This window comes from Exiguobacterium sp. s102, from assembly GCF_018618635.1.
GTDB lineage: Bacteria > Bacillota > Bacilli > Exiguobacteriales > Exiguobacteriaceae > Exiguobacterium_A > Exiguobacterium_A oxidotolerans.
The window spans coordinates 444,077-464,792 of sequence record NZ_JACSML010000001.1; the positions used below are offsets into that span (position 1 = coordinate 444,077).

18 protein-coding genes are annotated in these 20,716 nt (G+C 45.2%); 17 read left to right on the forward strand and 1 reads right to left on the reverse strand.

Annotated elements, in window-relative coordinates; genetic code table 11:
• Positions 1–6 precede the first annotated feature (6 nt).
• From KNQ02_RS02125 to KNQ02_RS02145, 5 genes are all read left to right on the forward strand, one after another.
• Positions 7–477, forward strand: a complete 471-nt coding sequence (locus KNQ02_RS02125; protein WP_214766568.1) for a DUF441 domain-containing protein — start codon at positions 7–9, stop codon at positions 475–477.
• 214 nt (positions 478–691) lie between these two features.
• Positions 692–1,804 (forward strand): citrate synthase, encoded by a 1,113-nt coding sequence (gene citZ / locus KNQ02_RS02130; RefSeq protein ID WP_214768725.1) that lies wholly within the window; start codon positions 692–694, stop codon positions 1,802–1,804.
• Positions 1,805–1,870: 66 nt separating this feature from the next.
• Entirely contained in the window at positions 1,871–3,145 is a 1,275-nt protein-coding gene (icd, locus tag KNQ02_RS02135; protein ID WP_214807234.1) for an NADP-dependent isocitrate dehydrogenase, read from the forward strand.
• Positions 3,146–3,171: 26 nt separating this feature from the next.
• A complete protein-coding gene (gene mdh, locus KNQ02_RS02140; protein ID WP_214807236.1) occupies positions 3,172–4,104 on the forward strand; it encodes a malate dehydrogenase in 933 nt (310 codons plus the stop codon).
• 318 nt (positions 4,105–4,422) lie between these two features.
• On the forward strand, positions 4,423–5,562 hold the full coding sequence (locus KNQ02_RS02145; RefSeq protein WP_214766562.1) for a zinc-dependent alcohol dehydrogenase: 1,140 nt from the start codon (positions 4,423–4,425) through the stop codon (positions 5,560–5,562).
• A gap of 243 nt (positions 5,563–5,805) precedes the next feature.
• Here the strand turns inward: KNQ02_RS02145 and KNQ02_RS02150 are convergent, their stop codons facing one another.
• Complete coding sequence (locus KNQ02_RS02150; RefSeq protein ID WP_088837603.1) at positions 5,806–6,231, reverse strand: divergent PAP2 family protein; 426 nt, start codon at positions 6,229–6,231, stop codon at positions 5,806–5,808.
• Between the two features lie 223 nt (positions 6,232–6,454).
• Here KNQ02_RS02150 and KNQ02_RS02155 point away from each other — a divergent pair, with 223 nt between their 5' ends.
• From KNQ02_RS02155 to thrS, 12 genes are all read left to right on the forward strand, one after another.
• Positions 6,455–7,162 (forward strand): response regulator transcription factor, encoded by a 708-nt coding sequence (locus KNQ02_RS02155; protein WP_029331139.1) that lies wholly within the window; start codon positions 6,455–6,457, stop codon positions 7,160–7,162.
• Positions 7,159–8,892: a two-component system histidine kinase PnpS gene (pnpS, locus tag KNQ02_RS02160; protein WP_088837602.1), complete on the forward strand. Its 1,734-nt coding sequence runs from the start codon at positions 7,159–7,161 to the stop codon at positions 8,890–8,892. Before KNQ02_RS02155 ends, pnpS begins: the two co-directional genes overlap by 4 nt.
• 213 nt (positions 8,893–9,105) lie before the next feature.
• Positions 9,106–11,700: a DNA polymerase I gene (polA, locus tag KNQ02_RS02165; RefSeq protein ID WP_214807238.1), complete on the forward strand. Its 2,595-nt coding sequence runs from the start codon at positions 9,106–9,108 to the stop codon at positions 11,698–11,700.
• Positions 11,701–11,721: 21 nt separating this feature from the next.
• Positions 11,722–12,552 (forward strand): DNA-formamidopyrimidine glycosylase, encoded by an 831-nt coding sequence (gene mutM / locus KNQ02_RS02170; protein ID WP_088837600.1) that lies wholly within the window; start codon positions 11,722–11,724, stop codon positions 12,550–12,552.
• Entirely contained in the window at positions 12,549–13,139 is a 591-nt protein-coding gene (gene coaE / locus KNQ02_RS02175) for a dephospho-CoA kinase (protein ID WP_214807240.1), read from the forward strand. The genes mutM and coaE overlap by 4 nt, the downstream gene beginning before the upstream one ends.
• A 164-nt stretch (positions 13,140–13,303) precedes the next feature.
• Positions 13,304–14,344 carry a glyceraldehyde-3-phosphate dehydrogenase gene (locus KNQ02_RS02180; RefSeq protein ID WP_088837598.1) on the forward strand — a complete coding sequence of 347 codons (1,041 nt, stop codon included), beginning with the start codon at positions 13,304–13,306 and terminating at the stop codon, positions 14,342–14,344.
• 262 nt (positions 14,345–14,606) lie between these two features.
• Entirely contained in the window at positions 14,607–14,993 is a 387-nt protein-coding gene (gene speD, locus KNQ02_RS02185) for an adenosylmethionine decarboxylase (RefSeq protein ID WP_029331133.1), read from the forward strand.
• A gap of 104 nt (positions 14,994–15,097) precedes the next feature.
• A complete protein-coding gene (locus tag KNQ02_RS02190; protein WP_088837597.1) occupies positions 15,098–15,466 on the forward strand; it encodes a hypothetical protein in 369 nt (122 codons plus the stop codon).
• Positions 15,467–15,479: 13 nt separating this feature from the next.
• On the forward strand, positions 15,480–15,962 hold the full coding sequence (nrdR, locus tag KNQ02_RS02195) for a transcriptional regulator NrdR (protein WP_088837596.1): 483 nt from the start codon (positions 15,480–15,482) through the stop codon (positions 15,960–15,962).
• Positions 15,963–16,029: 67 nt separating this feature from the next.
• The gene (locus tag KNQ02_RS02200; protein WP_088837595.1) at positions 16,030–17,385 is read left to right on the forward strand and encodes a replication initiation and membrane attachment family protein; all 1,356 of its coding nucleotides are present in this window, start codon (positions 16,030–16,032) and stop codon (positions 17,383–17,385) included.
• 12 nt (positions 17,386–17,397) lie between these two features.
• Positions 17,398–18,315, forward strand: coding sequence for a primosomal protein DnaI (dnaI, locus tag KNQ02_RS02205; RefSeq protein ID WP_214766556.1), 918 nt, complete (start codon positions 17,398–17,400; stop codon positions 18,313–18,315).
• Positions 18,316–18,638: 323 nt separating this feature from the next.
• Complete coding sequence (gene thrS / locus KNQ02_RS02210) at positions 18,639–20,579, forward strand: threonine--tRNA ligase (RefSeq protein WP_088837593.1); 1,941 nt, start codon at positions 18,639–18,641, stop codon at positions 20,577–20,579.
• Positions 20,580–20,716 lie beyond the last annotated feature (137 nt).

A 20,716-nucleotide genomic window follows, 5' to 3' on the forward strand; every position in this document is an offset into this window, starting at 1 on the left:
GTCGTCATGGAAGCCTATCTCTTTTTAATTGGTCTCGTTTTAATCGGAGTCATTGCGCAAAATAAGTCACTCATCATCGCAGCTGCCTTCTTGTTAATCGTCAAAGCGATTGGATTAGATAGTCGCCTCTTCCCATCGTTGCAGGCGAAGGGAATCACCTGGGGCGTGACATTGATCACGGCTGCTATTCTCGTGCCGATTGCGGCAGGGGACATCGGGTTTAAGGAATTGTTAAACAGCATCCGGGGTCATATCGGAATCATTTCATTTTTAGCGGGAATATTCGTCGCAATCGTTGCTGCCCACGGGGTCGGTTTGATGAAGGAAGATCCACTCGTCACAACGGCACTGCTTGCCGGAACAATTCTTGCGGTCGGTTTATTCAGAGGTATTCCCGTAGGTCCATTGATAGGAGCAGGAATCGCTGCACTCGTCATTGGAATGTGGGATGTTATATCAAAAGCATTTAGTGGCTAAGTGACTTAAATGAACGCAAACGAATTAATTTTTTGATAATAGTATGCAAGTTCGTTCACTTTTTGGTTAATTTTGTTTATACTAAGGACAGAAACAAGATGGTCTATTCAAGAACAAGCGATTCAGCAAGGGGATTTCTTGAGTAGACGTCTTTTTTTCAATACGGAAATGAAAGCGTTTTAAATTTCTGGGGGAAAAAAAGGGGGATTTTTACATGACTCAAACAAAAGGGTTAGAAGGAATCGTCGCGACAGCATCGAAGATTAGTTCGATTATCGATGGTCAGTTGACGTATGGTGGTTATACAATTGATGATTTGGCGGAGCACGCCTCATTTGAAGAAGTCGTCTTCTTACTTTGGAACGATCGTTTGCCAAAAGAAGATGAGTTAAAGCAACTTTCAGAAGCTTTAATTACTGAAGCAGAAGTTGCACCGGCTGTACTTGAGACGTTAAAAGTAGCTCCGAAAACAGCGAATGCGATGGCAGCCATCCGAACTGCTTTATCACAGCTTGCATTGTATGATGAGTCTGCTGAAGATATGTCGACAGAGGCGAACTACGCTAAAGCCATCAAACTCCAAGCACAAATCGCGACGCTCGTAACGGCGTACGCGCGTATCAAGAAGGGGTACGATCCGATTGCACCAAAATCCGGTCTTTCGTACGCTGCGAACTTCCTGTATATGTTGACAGGTGAAGAGCCGACGGAAGTTGCTGAAAAAGCATTCAACCAAGCGCTTGTGCTTCACGCCGATCATGAGTTGAACGCCTCGACGTTCACAGCACGTGTTTGTGTCGCGACACTTTCTGATGTCTATTCAGGTGTGACGGCAGCAATGGGTGCACTCAAAGGTCCACTTCATGGTGGAGCGAACGAAGCGGTCATGAAAATGTTGACTGAAATTGATTCGGTTGAAAAGGTTGACGAGTATGTTCATAATAAACTTAAGAACAAGGAAAAAATCATGGGCTTCGGTCACCGTGTTTATAAAGATGGTGATCCACGCGCGAAGCACCTTCAAGAGATGAGCCGTCAATTGACTGCTCAAATCGGGGAGCCGAAATGGTATGAGATGTCAGTTAAGGTTGACGAAATCGTCCAGTCGGAAAAAGGATTGAAACCAAATGTTGATTTCTATTCTGCTTCTACGTACCATGCACTTGGTCTTGAAACAGAATTGTTTACACCAATCTTTGCTGTTAGTCGGATGTCAGGTTGGTTAGCGCACATTTTAGAGCAATATAGTGACAATCGCCTCATTCGCCCACGCGCAGATTATATTGGTGAAACGCACCGGACATACGTGTCTATGAACGAACGTTAAGCGACGGAGAGGAGCAATCCTCTCCTGCTTTTTGACGTTAACTATTATTCAAGGGGGATTTTACACATGGCTACAATTCAAGGCGAAAACATCACGGTAACAAACGGGACATTGCACGTACCTAACGCTCCAATCATTCCTTTCATCATCGGTGATGGCACTGGACCTGATATCTGGAATGCCGCAGTTCGCGTATTTGACGCTGCAGTCGAAAAAGCATACAACGGCGAAAAGAAAATTGAATGGAAAGAAGTCTATGCAGGCGAAAAAGCATTCAATAAAACAGGTAGCTGGCTTCCGGAAGAAACGCTTGACCTAATCCGTGAGCACATCATCGCAATCAAAGGACCACTCACGACACCAGTCGGTGGTGGAATTCGTTCACTGAACGTTGCCCTTCGTCAAGAACTCGACTTGTACACATGTCTCCGTCCGGTACGTTATTTCACTGGTGTTCCGTCACCTGTTAAACGTCCTGAAGATACTGATATGGTCATCTTCCGTGAAAACACAGAAGACATCTACGCAGGAATCGAATATGCAGAAGGTAGCGAAGGTGCACAAAAATTACTTAACTTCCTCCAAACAGAAATGGGTGTCAACAAAATTCGCTTCCCAGAAACATCGGGTCTCGGAATTAAACCGATTTCAAAAGAAGGTACAGAACGCCTCGTCCGTGCTGCAATCGAATATGCACTCGAAAACAAACGTGCTTCATTGACGCTCGTTCATAAAGGAAACATCATGAAGTTCACAGAAGGTGCTTTCAAAAACTGGGGATACGAGCTTGCTGAGCGTGAATACGCAGAGCATGTCTTCACATGGAACCAGTATGACCGCATCAAAGAAGAAGAAGGTGCTGACGCAGCAAACAAAGCACAATCTGAAGCTGAAGCTGCTGGCAAATTGATCGTCAAAGATTCAATTGCAGATATCTTCCTCCAACAGATTCTCACGCGTCCAAAAGAGTTTGATGTCGTTGCGACAATGAACTTAAACGGAGACTACATTTCAGATGCACTTGCAGCGCAAGTCGGTGGAATCGGGATTGCTCCTGGAGCAAACATTAACTACTTGACTGGACATGCAATCTTTGAAGCAACGCACGGTACTGCACCGAAGTATGCTGGTCTTGATAAAGTAAACCCATCTTCTGTCATTCTTTCAGGAGAAATGATGTTCCGTCACCTTGGCTGGAACGAAGCGGCTGATTTAATCATCAAGTCGATGGAAACATCAATCGAAGAAAAAGTGGTCACATATGACTTCGCACGTCTCATGGATGGCGCGACAGAAGTGAAATGTTCTGAATTCGCGGATGAACTCATCAAAAACATGTAATCTCGGATTAGAGGGGGTATGGGAAGATGAACAAGCGGAAGAAAATTTCAATCATCGGTAGTGGATTTACGGGAGCGACGACGGCACTTTATCTTGCTCAAAAAGAGCTTGGAGATATCGTACTCGTCGATATGCCGCAACTGGAAGATCCGACAAAAGGCAAAGCACTTGATTTACAGGAAACGGCTCCGATTCAAGGATTTGATTCATGGATTCAAGGAACGTCTGACTACAAGGACATCAGTGACTCAGATATCGTCGTCATTACGGCAGGTATCGCGCGGAAACCGGGAATGAGTCGGGAAGACTTAGTCAGCACGAATGCAACTGTCATGAAATCGGTGACAAAAGAAATCGTTCGCCATGCACCGGAATCGATCATTATCGTGTTGACGAATCCGGTTGATGCGATGACGTATACAGTCTTTCAGGAGTCAGGATTTCCGAAAGAGCGGGTCATCGGTCAATCGGGTGTGCTCGATACGGCACGGTTCCGGACGTTCATCGCCATGGAGTTGAATGTTTCCGTCAAGGACGTCTCAGGATTTGTCCTCGGCGGACACGGAGACGACATGGTACCGTTACTTCGCTATTCACAAGCCGGTGGTATTCCGGTCGAGAAACTCATTTCTGCCGACCGCCTCGCGGCAATCGTTGAACGGACACGTAAAGGGGGCGGAGAAATCGTCCAGTTACTTGGTAACGGTTCTGCCTACTATGCGCCAGCAGCAGCCATCGTTGAGATGGTAGAGGCAATCCTAAAAGATCAGCGACGGATTTTACCATCCATCGCGTATCTTGAAGGAGAGTATGGCTATCACGATCTATACTTTGGGGTTCCGACGATCATCGGTGGGAATGGTCTTGAACAGATTATCGAGCTTGAATTGACAGAAGACGAACAAAAATCGCTTGACCGTTCGGCGGAGACCGTTCGATCTGTCCTGACGATTTTATGAATGTGAAATTACAACACCACGCCTTTCTAGACAGTCTTGACTGTTTCGGGAAGGCGTGGTGTTTGCGTTAAAAGGAATGTAGCTGCCTTAGTAGGAACGTAAAATTTTGAACGGAGGATGTCATATCGTTCCTCAATCAGAATAATTTCAGACTTTATAAATCGTTCGCATATATTGAGTATATGTACAATCAGGCATTAGAAATTTTAAGGAACATATCAAACGAATACAAGGAATGTGTATTAATATTTTTTTAGTAGGGTATAAATGGAAGGTACGTTCATTGCATATTATTTCTCAGTAAAGGGAGGAAACAACATGCGGGCTGTAACCTATCAAGGGGCAAAGAATATTGAAGTAAAAAATGTAGCAGATCCATCGATTGAAAAGAATGATGACATTATTGTTAAAATTACATCGACAGCAATATGCGGTTCGGATTTACACATTTACCAAGGAACGATGCCGGCAAAAAAAGACTATGTCATCGGTCATGAGCCAATGGGAATTGTTGAAGAAGTAGGTCCTGAAGTAACAAAGGTAAAACGAGGAGACAGAGTCGTTTTACCATTTAACGTTGCTTGTGGTCATTGTTTCTTTTGCGAGCATGATATGGAAAGTCAATGTGATAATTCGAATGGGAATCCTCACGTTGATACAGGTGGATACTTTGGATTTACGGAAACGTTTGGTGACCATCCCGGTGGTCAGGCGGAATATTTAAAAGTGCCTTACGGAAACTTCATGCCACTCGTTATTCCTGAATCATGTGAGTTAGAAGATGAGGCTCTACTCTTTTTATCCGATGTTATTCCAACTGCATATTGGAGTGTTGTGAATAGTGGAGTGAAAAAAGGTGATACCGTCGTAATTCTCGGATCCGGTCCGGTCGGATTAATGACTCAAAAATTTGCGTGGTTGCAGGGTGCGAAGCGAGTGATCGCTGTTGATCAACAAGTGTATCGCTTAAATCATGCGAAGATGACAAACCATGTCGAGACTGTAAATCTACAAGATCATCAAGAAACTGGACAGTATATAAAAGAGTTGACGCAAGGTGGAGCAGATGTTGTCATTGATTGTGTTGGACTGGATGGAAAAATGTCTTCGCTTGAAAAGGTTGAACAAAAAATTGGATTGCAGGGCGGAACGTTGAGTGCCATCAATATTGCAAAAGATGCAGTTCGTAAGTTCGGAACCGTTCAATTAACAGGTGTGTATGCAGAAAAATACAATCAGTTCCCGCTTGGCGATTTTTTCACGCGAAATATTACGTTGAAGATGGGACAGGCACCGGTTGTCCATTTGATGCCGGGGTTATTTCAAAAAATTATTAATCGGGAGTTCGACCCGACTGATATTATTACACACAAGGTTGGTATAGAAGACGCCGCACAAGCTTATAAAACCTTTAATAATCACGAAGACGGTTGCATTAAGGTGATACTAAAACCATAAGTACCCATTTTGATGGGCATTTCCAACAATCATTTTTTTGTGAGAGATATCCTCGCTTTTAGTCAGCTATTTAGGTTATAGAAAATTTGTTACGAAGATGGAGAATTTTCTATGGAAGATTGTCTTTCCGTTTTATCTAAAAACTGAGCACTCCTTCAGAAAGAAGGAGTGCTCAGTTTTTGTTTTAATGTTGAGTTTGGTATTCAATTTTTGAAGAATTCTCCAACATTCCTGTACTTTGAATTAAAAGAAAAGGACGGGCCATAGGAAACCGACTGCTAAACCAAGCAACATGCCGACGAATACTTGGAATTCCGTGTGTCCGACTAATTCGTTTAATAGTGGCGTGTCATGACGGATTCCCTTGAAGTAGTCATTCAGTAGTTTTGCCTGTAACCCAACAGCCTGCCTGACGCCTGTCGCGTCATACATGATGATGACTGCAAAGATGGTCGCGAGAGCGAACAGCGACGAACCGAAGCCTTCTTGGAAGCCGATGACGACGGCGAGGGCGACGACGGTCGAACTATGTGAACTTGGCATGCCGCCTGACGCGAACATGATTTCAAGATCAAAAGTTTTATTCTTGATGACACCTGTGACGAGTTTTGCGGCTTGTGCGATAAACCATGCGGTAAATGCAGCGAGTAAAGGGCTATTCCATTCCATGTCTATTCCTCCAGATTCATTGACGATACAGTATTGTTTCCCGAATTGATGGGCTTTTACACGGAAATCTGACTTTCGACGTAGCTTGACCTTAAAGATTGTGTAAAGAAAGGTAAGAAAGATTTGTGATTCAGTAGGAAAAGTCGTTAAGATGAAGACAGAAGAAGTGGATTCCAATGAATTCCGCATTCGAAGATGAGATTTGCCGAGGAGGCCGACTGTTTTGAAAGATAAAATAATTGTTGTTGATGACGAACTCTCGATCGCTACACTTTTGAAATTCAATCTAGAACAAGCTGGCTTTATTGTAGAGACTGCCCACGATGGCATGTCCGGTTTAAAATTAGCGGAAAAGCAAGATGCCGCATTGATTGTACTCGATTTAATGCTACCGGAACTGGATGGACTTGAAGTCTGTAAACGACTTCGCCAACAAAAAATCAACACGCCAATCTTGATGTTGACGGCAAAAGATGACGAATTTGATAAAGTGCTGGGACTTGAGCTCGGAGCAGACGATTATTTGACGAAACCGTTTAGTCCGCGCGAAGTCGTAGCCCGTGTCAAGGCGATTCTTCGCCGAATGAATCAGCAAGTCGCGACGGAAGAAACGACGGATGGAACGATCTTAATCGGGGACGTCAAAATCGTTCCGGATAACTATGAAGCGTTCAAAGCAGAGGAACGCCTAGAGCTCACACCAAAAGAGTTCGAGTTGCTCGTTTACCTCGCTAAAAATAAAGGTCGGGTTTTGACACGTGATCAACTCCTATCTGCGATTTGGAACTATGATTTTGTCGGAGATACGCGAATTGTCGATGTGCATATCAGTCACGTACGTGAAAAGATTGAACCGAATACGAAAAAACCGATCTATATTAAAACAATCCGTGGGCTCGGATATAAGATGGAGGAGCCGAAAGTGGAATGAGCAAATACCGAAAACGATTCATACTAAAAATGTTGTCCTTCATCAGTCTTGTGCTGATTGCGCTTGGTTTTTTGTTAGGACAATCGTTTAAAGAGTTTTATGTGAATAACGAAAAAGAAAAGTTGATGGATGAAACATCACTCGTTGAAACGATTTTACAAGGTCGATCGTTAGAAGAGATGGCTGCGTATGTCGACCAATTGTACGCAGAATCGCATTTCGATATGATTTTATTTAACTCACGGGGAGAAATCATTGCTGGGACACCCGTTGATGTTACGAAATTAAATGTGCGGGCAATCAATTTCTCAGCGATTCCGGTGGATGGTACGTTCGAATCGAAGACCGATGATACGAGTCTCCAGTTTACGAAACCTGTCCAGACAGCTAGTGGAAATGAAGTGTACCTCAGCTTGATTCGTTATACGAAAGACTTAGATGTCATCTACTCACGCATTTGGACGGTGATCGTTCTTTCGCTCATCGTCTCCTTGTTTATGATTTTCTTTACCGTCTACAGCTCGACGAAACGGTTCTTACGTCCTGTAGCGGAAGCGACGGAAGTTTTGCGTGAACTATCGCACGGAAACTATAAATCCCGTGTCTATGAGTTAAATTCACCAGATGAATCAAGGGACTTAGGGAAGTCGATCAATTTACTCGCACGCAACTTAGAAAATGCTTCGTCCGGTGAAGCGATGCAACGCGCGCGACTTGAGTCGTTGATTGAATACATGGGTGCCGGTCTGATGTTGATTGATGAAAAAGGCTACGTTCTCCTCGTCAATCGGACGTATCGGGAAATGTTCAACATTCATGGTAAATCAAATGGTCAACTGTATTATCGTGTGTTGCCAAATGAGAAAATGAGTCAAGTCATTGAAGATGTTTACTTGACGGAAAAACCGAACCGGAAACAATCGAGTGTCCGCTTTGGAATCAATAGTCGGACGTTCATGGTCAGTGCGGCACCAATCTTCGGTAAGAATGGCCGTGTCCAAGGTACGACCGTCGTTTTCAATGACATCACGGAAATCAAGAAGCTGGAGCAGATGCGGAAAGACTTCGTCGCAAATGTTAGCCACGAGTTAAAGACACCATTAACATCGATTAAAGGATTTGCGGAAACCTTGCTTGATGGTGCGCAAGACGTACCGGAAATCCGCGAACAATTTTTGAATATCATTCACGATGAGTCTGAGCGGATGCAGACATTAGTAGAGGACTTGTTGGAGTTATCGCGTCTTGAACAAGATAACTATCAACTTGAGACGACGATTGTCGATGTGACGAGTCTGATTAACGAGACAGAGGCGTTGCTGCATCATAAGGCGCAAGAAAAAGAGATGACGATCCATATCGAGACGGAAGAGGAAGTCTTCATCCGGGCAGACTTGAATCGGTTGAAACAAGTCGTCGTCAACCTAGTTGCCAATGCTTTGAATTATACGCCGAATGGTGGGAATGTCTGGGTCAGCTTAGAAGACGGGGAAGAGATGGTCACGCTCCAAATCAAGGATGACGGGATCGGAATACATCCGAAAGAAACGCAACGGATTTTCGAACGTTTCTATCGGATTGACAAAGCGAGAAGTCGTAATTCAGGTGGGACAGGGTTAGGTCTTGCCATCGTTAAACACATCATCGATTTGCATCATGGAACGATTGATGTCGAGTCGGAGGAGCAACAAGGAACGACCTTTACGATACGTTTACCGAAAAAAGGCTGAACTTCACCGTGAGTTCATATTCTCTTTACAGAGCGATTGTATGCTAAAGATACCTTCTTCATCATCTGTGGAACGACTGGTTCAGCTCCCATGTCGTACACCACAAGGCGATTGGCTTCACAGCCAATCGTCTTTTTTTATGGCGTTTTTAGCGAACAAATGTGTGTAGAGTGATACAATAAGAACAGAAATTCTTCCAAAGGAGCGGAGACGATGGAAAACAAACTTTTATTGATTGACGGAAACTCACTAACGTATCGTGCCTTTTTTGCCTTGCCGCCGATGACGGACGCACAAGGACGTAACACGAACGCCGCTTACGGCTTTACGATGATGTTACTTAAATTACTTGAAGAGGAGCAACCGACGCATATGTTAGTCGCGTTTGATGCTTCGAGCGAAACGTTCCGCCACGATGTGTACCAAGAATACAAGGGAAGTCGGGAAAAGACGCCGTCTGAACTACGGGAGCAGTTCCCGATTGTACGTGATATCTGTGAAGCGCTCGGTATTCAAATGATGGAGCTTCATCGTTATGAAGCAGATGATTTGATTGGAACCCTAGCGCGGACGATGCCGGCAGACCGGACACGGATTGTCACGGGTGATAAAGATTTACTTCAACTCGTCACCGATCAAGTCGAGGTATTGATCACGAAGCGCGGTATCACGGACGTTCAGTGTATGACGGAAGACTTGTTTGCCGAGACGTACGGTGGACTGAAGCCGATTCAAATGATTGATTTAAAAGGGCTGATGGGTGATAAATCGGATAACATTCCCGGGATTCCTGGCATCGGCGAAAAAACAGCGATTAAATTAATTTCTGCGTATGGTTCAGTCGAAGGACTGTATGAGCATGTCGAAGACTTAAAAGGAAAACAAAAAGAGAAGGTCATCGCGAACGAAGACCTTGCCCGGTTGTCGAAAGAACTTGCGACAATCAAACTCGATGTCCCGCTCGACGTCACGTTGCCTGATTTACAAATCAGTGATGTCGATACACAAGTACCGTATTCGTTATTCCAATCGCTCGGGTTTAAATCGTTAACGAATCGTTTTGCTCCTGTCATCAAGGAAGAGGACAAGGAACAATTGAACGTCGAGACGATTACGACACTTCCTTCAGACGTGCAGGATGCTGTCCTCGTCGTCGAGCAGTTGCGCGAAGACTATATGGAAGAAGACATCATCGGTTTTAGTATCGCGACACCGAATCAAATTTATGTCGCTTCTCGTGAATTGGTCGAGGATCCTGCTTTTCGCGAATGGATTGAGTCGGACCATCAAAAAATCTGTCTCGATGCGAAACAAGCTGCTTTTGCGTTACGGAAACATGGTTTAAAACTGCAAGCCTTCGATGACTTGTTACTCGCTGGATACTTATTGAACTTAAGCGGTGGGACGACACTTGCGTCGATTGCCGGTCATTATGCGATGATGGCGCCGAGTGAAGAAGCAGTCCTTGGAAAAGGTGCAAAGCGTAGCGTGCCGACAGACGAACTGTTGCATCCTTATTTGGCAGAAAAAGCACGGATGATTGAGCGGTTGTTCCCGAAAGTACAAGAAGAGCTCAAAGCGAACCAACAATTCGAATTGTATGAAACGCTCGAACGTCCTTTGTCAGGTGTGCTTGCTGAAATGGAGTGGACCGGCATCCGTGTTGATGTCGCGACGTTACAAGAGATGCAACATGATCTTGCAGGACGCTTAACGGATCTTGAGGAATTGATTTATGGTCAAGCGGGTGAAGCGTTCAATATCAACTCACCGAAACAACTTGGGGTCATCCTGTTCGAAAAACTCGAACTTCCTGCCTTTAAGAAAACGAAGACGGGTTATTCGACGGCAGCAGATGTCTTAGAGAAGTTAAGACCACTCCATCCGGTCATCAATCACATCATGCTATATCGTGAACTGCAAAAACTCCAATCGACGTACGTCGAAGGTTTACAAAAAGTCATCAAAGAAGATGGGAAAATCCATACCCGGTTCGCTCAGACGATCGCCCAAACAGGACGACTCAGTTCCGTTAACCCGAACCTGCAAAATATTCCTGTCCGGATTGAAGAGGGACGTAAGATTCGTAAAGCGTTTGTTCCGAGTCAAGCCGGATGGTCACTGTACGCTGCCGACTATTCACAAATTGAGTTGCGTGTCATGGCGCATATGTCGGAAGATAAAACGCTGGTCGATGCATTCCTGCACGACGCTGACATTCATACGCAAACAGCGAGTAGTGTTTTTTCGGTCGATCCGGGTGATGTGACAGGAAACATGCGTCGCCAAGCGAAAGCTGTCAACTTCGGAATCATTTACGGTATCAGTGATTACGGACTCTCACAAAATTTGAACATCAGTCGAAAAGAAGCACAAGACTTCATCGATCGTTATTTTGAGTTGTTCCCGCAAATCAAGTTATTCATGGATGCTGCAATCGAGAAAGCACGCGCGAATGGATTCGTCGAGACATTGATGAACCGGCGTCGTAATATTCCGGACATCAATTCGAAGAACTTTAACTTACGTGGTTTTGCAGAACGGACGGCAATCAATACACCGATTCAAGGATCGGCGGCAGATATCATCAAAAAAGCGATGCTCGATGTCCATGCTGCGCTTGAAGCGTCACCACTCAAGGCGCGTTTATTGCTTCAAGTACATGATGAATTGATATTTGAAGCACCAGACGAAGAACTGGACGCTTTAAAAGCACTCGTCAAACAAGCGATGGAGCAGACGGTCGAATTGTCAGTGCCGTTACGCGTTGACGGGGATGCGGGGCATTCATGGTACGAAACGAAATAATCTGTTAGAGGAGGAGCTAGTTTGCCTGAATTACCTGAAGTCGAGACCGTCAGACGCAATCTGGAGCGGACGGTCTCTGGAAAAACGATTTCTTCTGTGAAGGTCTTCCATCCGAAGATGATCCGGGGAATGGAAGTTGCACCGTTTGTCGACGCTTTGAAGCAAGAGCGGATCGAACGGGTCGAACGGCGTGGGAAATTTCTTTTATTTGCATTTGAACAGTTTTATCTCGTCAGTCATTTACGAATGGAAGGGAAGTATTTTCCGTATCCCCAAGCGATTGAAAAAGATAAGCATACTCATGTCATCTTTCGATTCACAGACGGCTCAGAGTTGCATTATAACGACGTCCGAAAGTTCGGGACGATGGAGCTGCGGGAAAAAGCGACCGTGATGCAGGTCCCACCACTTGCCCAACTCGAGCGGGAACCGTTTGATCCGACGTTCACGGCGGAAGTCTTAGCCGAAAATCTAATTCGTAAAAAACGCAGCCCGATCAAGACAGCATTGCTCGATCAATCGATCTTTTTAGGACTTGGGAATATCTATGTCGATGAGACGTTGTTCGCGGCACGGATTCATCCGTTAACGAAAGCAGGGGCCTTGACGCTTGACGATATTTCGCGGATTCACGTCGCAGGTGTTGATGTCTTACAAAAAGCCGTCGAAAGTGGCGGCAGTACGATTCGGAGTTATGTCTCGCCATCCGGAAAAGGGGAGTTTCAACTGCAACTTGCTGTGTATGGTCAAACAGGTGTCCCGTGTCCGCGTTGCGGGACAGCGATTGAAAAAATCAAGGTTGGTGGACGTGGGACACACTTCTGCCCGAACTGTCAGCAGGTCGCGTTATGAGAATCGGTTTGACGGGAGGAATCGCGACGGGAAAGAGTACCGTCGCGACGTATCTACAAACGAATGGGATTCCGGTCATCGATGCTGATTTGATCGCGCGGGAAGTCATGGAACCGGATGGACTGGCTTATCAAGATGTGAAAGCGGCCTTTCCGGAAGCATTTGAAGAGGGGATATTAATCAGAGCCAAGCTTGGTGAAATTATTTTTCACGATAGTGAAAAACGGAATTTACTGAATGAGTTGATGCATCCGAAGATTCGACAACAGATGCTCGCCCGGGCAGACGAATTGGAACAGCAAGAAGAATCTTTAGTGGTTTTTGATATCCCGCTTTTATTAGAAGGAGATTGGAAACAGCTTGTCGATCAAGTCGTGGTCGTCTATTGTAACGCTTCTCTACAATTGGATCGCTTGATGGAACGCAATCAAATGTCACGGGAGGAAGCGCAATCACGTGTGCAATCTCAACTCGATATTGAACAGAAACGTCTCCTCGCCGACTATGTGTTGGTCAACGAAGGAACGGTCGAAGCGTTATACCGACAAATCGATCAGTGGTTAAAAACGTTACCTGTCACGCGTTGAGGTTTGGAGCGAAACAAAATTAAAGAAGCAGAAGTATCGTTTTGGGAGAAGTTGATGACTTCTCTCAACTTTTTTTTGGTTACATAATGAAATCGCTTACATTTCATGATATAGTTCTATCTGTAAACGGAGCATTATCCGTCACATTGAAGGGGGATCCGCACATGGGAGTCAAGGTGGCAGTTAACGGGTTTGGGCGTATTGGTCGAATGGTGTTCCGTCGATTAATCGCTGAGGGGAAAAGTCAGGTCGTCGCAATTAATGCAAGTTATCCACCGGAAACACTCGCGCACTTAATTAAGTACGATACGGTCCATGGAAAGTTTGAATACCCGGTCGAGATTGTCGAGGGTGGTTTGATGATTAATGAACAACTCGTGAGAATCGTCAGCGAACGTAATCCTGAGTTATTACCGTGGGGGGAACTTGAGATTGATGTCGTCGTCGAAGCAACAGGAAAGTTCAATTCGAAAGACGGCGCAAGTAAACATGTGTTGGCGGGAGCAAAAAAAGTCGTCATCACGGCACCGGCGAAAGGGGACATTCGGACAATCGTAATGGGGGTCAACGATGCGATGTACGATCATGAGAACGATCATGTCGTCTCGAATGCATCCTGTACGACGAATTGTCTTGCGCCTGTCGTTCAAGTCATCGATCGGGCATTCGGAATCGAGACGGGACTCGTCACGACGATTCATGCTTTTACGAATGATCAAAATAATATTGATAATCCACATAAGGATTTACGTCGGGCACGGGCTTGTGGATCATCGATTATTCCGACATCCACTGGTGCGGCACGTGCCATTTCGCTCGTTTTACCGCATCTCGAAGGGAAGTTGAACGGGCTTGCGCTCCGTATTCCGACACCGAACGTGTCGCTCGTTGACCTCGTCGTCGAAGTGAGTCGTGATACGACGGTCGCAGAAGTAAATGAAGCGTTCGTGAAAGCAGCTGATGGTGCGTTAGACGGGATTCTAGGGTTGACGATGGAACCGCTCGTTTCGATTGATTTTAACGGGGAAGTCCGTTCGACGGTCGTCGATGGCCTATCGACGATGGTCATGGGTGGACGCCAAGTGAAGGTGCTTGCTTGGTACGACAATGAATGGGGATATTCATGTCGTGTCGTCGATCTCGTTCAGATGATTGGAGCACATATTGAGGCGACAACGGTTGAAAAGGAATTAGAATTAAAATAATTTATATTTTTTAAACCGCTCTATACCAACAGATAGAGCGGTTTTTTAATAAATAGGCGCTGAAATTTAAAATTTATCCTTGTGTATCTTTTTGATACTCGCTATAATTCAAATCGTGAACTTCAATCGGTCTGGCAATCGCAGCTTAAAGGGTTAGGACCTCTCTGGACTAACTTTCCCCCGTGGGTGCGAAAGACTCAGGCGCAAAGTAAGTGATCATGACTATACTTTGAAGACCATTGAATGTAGGGGGGATCCACTAATGGATACTATGGGAAGACACATTATTGCAGAACTTTGGGATTGCAATCCTGAAAAATTAAACGACATGGAGTTTGTCGAACGACTCTTCGTTGACGCAGCACTTCAAGCAGGTGCAGAGGTACGCGAAGTCGCATTCCATAAGTTTGCTCCACACGGAGTAAGCGGCGTCGTCATCATTTCTGAATCGCATTTGACGATTCATAGCTTCCCAGAACACGGATATGCATCAGTTGATGTCTTTACGTGTGGGGATCGCATCGATCCAGCAATCGCAGCGAATTATATCGCTGACGCATTAGATGCAAAAATCCGTGAAAATGTCGAAATTCCGCGTGGCATGGGACCAGTTAAAGTTCCGGCAGCTACGATTCAGCACGTTAACTGACAAAAACACGAACTACCAGCCCTCGTCTTTATGGCGAGGGCTTTTTAATATGTCTGACGTCTGTTATTCTTAATAGTAGAAGAAAACAGAAAAGGTGATGGCGGATGGGATTTAAAGAACGTTTGCAAAAACAACTTGAAACGTCTGATACGCATAAAAACGAAAAATTACGAACGCACTATTATGCTGCGACTCCCGAGATGTTGTTTACAGGTCTTGAGACTGTCGTGGCGAAGCAACACGGAACCGTTAAACGAATTGATGTTGAACGAGGAGAATTATCTTTTCAAGGAACTGGGTTAGATGGACTAGCGACAGTCATCATGGTCGGTTCTGGTAGAACAGCTGTTGATCTATTTTTGCATCGCGAAGGATTACTTGGTCCGGACCTCGAGCAATGGATTGAAACAATCTATCAAGAATTAGATGCGACATACCGATTGAAAATGATTGGAACAAAAGAATTTACGTGAACGGAGGTGCGGCATGCGTTGTCCAGCCTGTAATTATAACGGGACGAAGGTTCTCGATTCGAGACCTGTGCAAGATTTTGGCTCGATTCGGCGCCGTCGTGAATGTGAATCATGTGGTTATCGTTTTACAACATTCGAGATGATTGAACAAACACCACTCATCATCGTGAAAAAGGATGGGACCCGTGACGAATTCAATCGTGATAAAATTTTACGTGGACTCGTCCGTGCATGTGAAAAACGTCCGATTTCAATTGAGCAACTCGAAACGGTCGTCAGTCGTGTCGAAAAAGCCTTACGGGCAACGGCACAACATGAAATTCCGAGTGAACAGGTCGGCCGGCTCGTCTTGAATGAACTCGCTTCTGTTGATGAAGTGGCTTACGTCCGTTTTGCGAGTGTCTATAAACAATTCAAAGACATCAATGTCTTTTTCCAAGAGTTATCTGAACTAATGGAACGCCATCAAGAAAATGAACGTGAAAATTTAACGTAATCGAGGAGAGGTCGTCTGTAGGTCAGAACGCACCTCTCTTTTTCTCACGAAAGAAGGGACGAAACAGATGTTGGAACGTGATGTATCGGGAACGGACTTATGTTTAATCATGAGTAATGGTGTCGTCGATCGTGAAGCTTATCAATCCCTCTATTATTTATATCAGCCGATCATCGGTGTAAAAGCTCTTGGTCTGTACCAAACGTTTTGGAGTGAGATGATTCCTGGTAAAACGAAATCACAATATATCTCACATGCAGAACTAGGAACATTGTTAGGATTTTCTGTTGATGAATTTAAAGAGGAGCTTTTTAAGCTCGAAGGAATTGGATTGATTCGAACATTTGAGGCGAAACAAGCTGCCTATCGTTATGTTTATCAAATTCGCGTCCCGTTAGCACCGAATACGTTCTTGAATGATGGTGTCTTATCAAGCTTACTGTTTTATCGTGTCGGAGAAATCCGCTTTCGAGCACTTCAAAATCGTTTTCGGACGGAGCAGCTACCGAAAAATGTCGTTGACCGGACGGTTCGTTTTGATCAAGTGTTTGATGTCAAAGCAGGACTTGCTTCTGCCCATCAACCAAAATCGTATGCGAAACAAGAACGTGCCGCCTATGAATTTGATTATTCATTCGACTTAGAAGAAATGAAGCGTCAGACCGATCGTTTTCTCCCGAGAAGCTTTTATACGAAATCGATTGACCAATTGTTGCTGAAGCTAGCTTACGTCACACAGTCGAATGAAACCTTGATGGCGGAACTGTTGAATGCCCGCTTCCGGCATGAAGCGTACCTACCAATGACGGACAGTGAGAAGCAAGAGCGCTGTAAACAGATGATGTTATCGGCGAAACAAAAGCTCAGTCGTGATAAAAAAGCGAAGGTCGCTGTCCTCGAAGAAGTCGAAGTCGGTGATTTAAGTGAAAGTGAGACGATGGAAGGGACTCATCCGAAGCACTATGTCGCGAAGTTACGTAAGGTGAAGTCACTTTCTGAACGGGATGAAGAATTGATTCAGCAATTGATCATCGATTATGAAATGTCGTCGGGAATCGTCAATGCTGCCTATTATTACGCACTTGTCATGAAAAAGGACAATCGCTTCAGTAAAAACTTTTTGCTGTCGATTGTCGACGATTGGAAACAGAAAGGTTACGCGACAGCAGCAGAAGCATTAGCGAAAACAAAAGACCAAGACGAATTAATCGCAAAGAAACAGGATCAAAAGCAAGAACGGTCACGCCAAACGGTTGGCGGCAGAAGAGGGCGTCCGAGTTCGACTGGACCGAATCCGAAATGGCTACAAGAAGAAAAAGAGAAACAACAAAAATATGAAGCGACTAAAAAAGCGAGTTTTGAATCCGAAGTACCGGATGATGCAGAGATGGAACGGATTCTGCGTGAACTAAAGGGGAAGTAAAGGAGTAGTGAGATGGAACATATCCAATCATCGATTGAAAAAATCTTGAATCGTCCAGGTGTCGCAGCATCCGTGCGCGCCATTCATGAGCGAGTCCTATCGCATCCAGGTGTCATCGTCTTTTTAAGGACACATCCTGAAATTGATCAACGGACGATTGAGCGAGGGATGTTAAAGCTCAATGAATATGCCGAGCAGATGGACGGTCATCAAGTGATTGAAAAAAAAGCCGTTATCGAAGGCTATCAGCCCGTGCTGCATTTAGAAAAAGGTCAAATCATGGTCGCTTATGAAAAAACGCAAGCACTCAAAGATCGTGAAAATGAACGGGCGCTCGAGAAAAAATTCAAAAGTTTGTTTTTACCGGATGAAGTACGGGACGCGAACTTCAGTGACTTTGATTTGACGACGACGGATCGAAAACTTGCCTTGCGGGCAGCATCACAATTTTTGAATACGATTCGTTCGAAAGAGCAGGTCAAAGGACTGTATCTGCACGGGAGTTTCGGTGTCGGGAAAACGTACCTGCTCGCAGCAATCGGGAATGCGCTCAAAAAAGAGCGTGTTGCGACAATTCTTGTCCATGCGCCGGGATTTGTCTCGGAAGCGAAACGCCGAATCCGGTCTGATAGTTTTGATACGTTCCTCGAGAGTTTTCAGACGGTGCCCGTTTTATTGATTGACGACATCGGGGCGGAGTCGATCAGCCCGTGGGTCCGGGACGAACTGTTCGGGATCATCTTGCAGTACCGGATGATGCATCGCTTGCCGACATTGTTCAGTTCGAATTTATCCTATGATGAACTCGAGCTTCATTTCGGGATTACGAATGATCAAGGAGATAAATTGAAAGCGATGCGATTGATGGAACGCATCCGGACGACGACGAATCCAGTTGAATTTTTAGGTGAAAATCGCCGGCGTTATTAATTTTCCTTGTCAAAGAACTTCATCTTTCGCTATACTTAGTGCACAATCAGTATAGTGAATTGCAAAGATTGAGGATACGAAGGACGAACTGGACCAAACAAGCGAGAGAAGGATGGTGAAAGCTTCTCATGGACTCTATTCGTTTTCTTTACTCCCTCATAGCACAGACGGGGCTAATCCGTTTGCGTCTCACGCCCGTTATCGCGTGTTCGAGCCGGTACATGGAAACATGTTCGGGAACGAGGGTGGTACCACGAGATGAAGACTCGTCCCTTTTTAGAGGGATGGGTCTTTTTTTTATTTAATTTAAGGGGGAAACAGTCATGTCAACTATTGCTCTTACATTTCCAGACGGCGCGGTCAAAGAATTCGCAGCCGGTACAACTGCTGAAGAAGTCGCGGCTTCCATCAGTCCAGGACTCCGTAAAAAGGCATTTGCCGCAAAACTAGACGGTGAAGTCATCGACTACCGACGTCCGATTGAAAAAGACGGTGTCATCGAACTCGTCATGCCAGACTCAGAAGAAGGACTCGATTTGATTCGTCACTCGTCTGCGCACTTGATGGCGCAAGCGATCAAACGTCTTTTCCCGGATGAAACGATTCACCTTGGAATCGGACCGACAATTGAAAACGGCTTTTATTATGACATCGATATGGAACGTCGTTTGACAGAAGAAGATCTTCCGGTCATCGAAAAGATGATGAATAAAATTGCGGGAGAAAACTTGTCCATTGAACGGGAAGTCGTTTCGCGTGACGAAGCTTTAAACATCTATAAGGAACTGAATGACCCGCTTAAAATCGAATTGATTGAGTCGATTCCAGCCGATCAAGATTTGACACTGTATCGCCAAGGCGAGTTCTTCGACTTATGCCGTGGTCCACACGTCCCGGCGACAGCGAAGCTACAAGTCTTCAAATTGATGAGCATCGCAGGTGCTTACTGGCGTGGTGATTCAAAAAATAAAATGCTGCAACGGATTTACGGGACAGCCTGGGCAACAAAAGACCAACTGAAACAACACTTACACTTCTTGGCAGAAGCAAAAGAACGTGATCACCGGAAACTCGGAAAAGAACTTGATTTGTTCTTTACATCGCAAGACGTCGGTCAAGGGTTACCAATGTGGTTACCAAAAGGGGCGGCCATCCGTCGTACTGTCGAACGGTACATCGTCGATAAAGAGCTCGAACTGGGTTATGAACATGTCTACACACCTGTGCTCGGTTCAGTTGAGTTGTATAAGACGTCAGGTCACTGGGATCACTATCAAGATGACATGTTCCCGAAAATGGAGATGGATAATGAAGAACTCGTTCTTCGGCCGATGAACTGTCCGCACCACATGATGATTTATAAAAATGAACCACGGTCATACCGTGACTTACCACTCCGTGTCGCAGAACTTGGTGGCATGCACCGTTATGAAATGTCAGGTGCACTGACTGGGCTACAACGCGTGCGTTATATGGTCCTAAACGACGGGCATACATTCGTCCGTCCGGATCAAATGAAAGATGAGTTTAAAGCCATCGTTCACTTGATTCAAGAAGTCTACGCGGACTTCGGGATTACTGATTATAAATTCCGTCTGTCTTACCGTGACCCGGCAGATAAGGAAAAGTATTTCGACAACGATGCGATTTGGGAAATGGCGCAACGTGAGTTGAAAGAAACGATGGATGAACTTGAACTTGAGTATTTCGAAGCAGAAGGTGAAGCCGCGTTTTATGGTCCAAAACTCGATGTTCAAGTCCGGACAGCACTCGGTAAGGATGAGACACTGTCGACAGTTCAGCTCGACTTCTTGTTACCGGAGCGGTTCGAATTGACGTATAAAGGAAATGACGGACAAGACCATCGTCCGGTCGTCTTGCACCGTGGTGTCGTTTCGACAATGGAACGTTTCGTTGCGTACTTGATCGAAGAATACAAAGGGGCATTCCCGACATGGCTCGCACCGGTCCAAGTCAAATTGATTCCGGTCTCACGGGCACAGGAAGACTATGCACGTGAAATTAAAGCGATGCTCTTGAAAAAAGGGATCCGGATTGAAACGGACTTCCGCGATGAGAAGCTCGGTTACCGCATCCGTGAAGCACAGATGAACAAAATCCCGGTCATGCTCGTACTCGGGGATAAAGAGGTGGAGTCACGGGAAGTTAACATCCGTCGTTATGGCTCAAAAGATTCGAGCAATGCCTCGCTTGAGCAATTCGTTGCTGATTTAGAAGCAGAAATCGCCAACCGTTCGAAGTAATCAATAATAAGCTGAATCGGTTAGCACGACACAAGCCAGCTTTCCTGTCCGTCGCGGGCACGGGAAAGCTGGCTTTTTCTTGCATCCGGGAGGAATCGTAGCTTACCCCGATGGATTTTGGAGAAATTTTCGAGTCC

What these genes read in the sequence shown, in the direction of transcription:
- KNQ02_RS02125 (WP_214766568.1), top strand. Translation starts at nt 7, where the DNA reads ATGGAAGCCTATCTCTTTTTAATTGGTCTCGTTTTAATCGGAGTCATT.
- citZ (WP_214768725.1), top strand. Translation starts at nt 692, where the DNA reads ATGACTCAAACAAAAGGGTTAGAAGGAATCGTCGCGACAGCATCGAAG.
- icd (WP_214807234.1), top strand. Translation starts at nt 1,871, where the DNA reads ATGGCTACAATTCAAGGCGAAAACATCACGGTAACAAACGGGACATTG.
- mdh (WP_214807236.1), top strand. Translation starts at nt 3,172, where the DNA reads ATGAACAAGCGGAAGAAAATTTCAATCATCGGTAGTGGATTTACGGGA.
- KNQ02_RS02145 (WP_214766562.1), top strand. Translation starts at nt 4,423, where the DNA reads ATGCGGGCTGTAACCTATCAAGGGGCAAAGAATATTGAAGTAAAAAAT.
- KNQ02_RS02150 (WP_088837603.1), bottom strand. Translation starts at nt 6,231, where the DNA reads ATGGAATGGAATAGCCCTTTACTCGCTGCATTTACCGCATGGTTTATC.
- pnpS (WP_088837602.1), top strand. Translation starts at nt 7,159, where the DNA reads ATGAGCAAATACCGAAAACGATTCATACTAAAAATGTTGTCCTTCATC.
- polA (WP_214807238.1), top strand. Translation starts at nt 9,106, where the DNA reads ATGGAAAACAAACTTTTATTGATTGACGGAAACTCACTAACGTATCGT.
- coaE (WP_214807240.1), top strand. Translation starts at nt 12,549, where the DNA reads ATGAGAATCGGTTTGACGGGAGGAATCGCGACGGGAAAGAGTACCGTC.
- KNQ02_RS02180 (WP_088837598.1), top strand. Translation starts at nt 13,304, where the DNA reads ATGGGAGTCAAGGTGGCAGTTAACGGGTTTGGGCGTATTGGTCGAATG.
- speD (WP_029331133.1), top strand. Translation starts at nt 14,607, where the DNA reads ATGGATACTATGGGAAGACACATTATTGCAGAACTTTGGGATTGCAAT.
- KNQ02_RS02190 (WP_088837597.1), top strand. Translation starts at nt 15,098, where the DNA reads ATGGGATTTAAAGAACGTTTGCAAAAACAACTTGAAACGTCTGATACG.
- nrdR (WP_088837596.1), top strand. Translation starts at nt 15,480, where the DNA reads ATGCGTTGTCCAGCCTGTAATTATAACGGGACGAAGGTTCTCGATTCG.
- KNQ02_RS02200 (WP_088837595.1), top strand. Translation starts at nt 16,030, where the DNA reads ATGTTGGAACGTGATGTATCGGGAACGGACTTATGTTTAATCATGAGT.
- dnaI (WP_214766556.1), top strand. Translation starts at nt 17,398, where the DNA reads ATGGAACATATCCAATCATCGATTGAAAAAATCTTGAATCGTCCAGGT.
- thrS (WP_088837593.1), top strand. Translation starts at nt 18,639, where the DNA reads ATGTCAACTATTGCTCTTACATTTCCAGACGGCGCGGTCAAAGAATTC.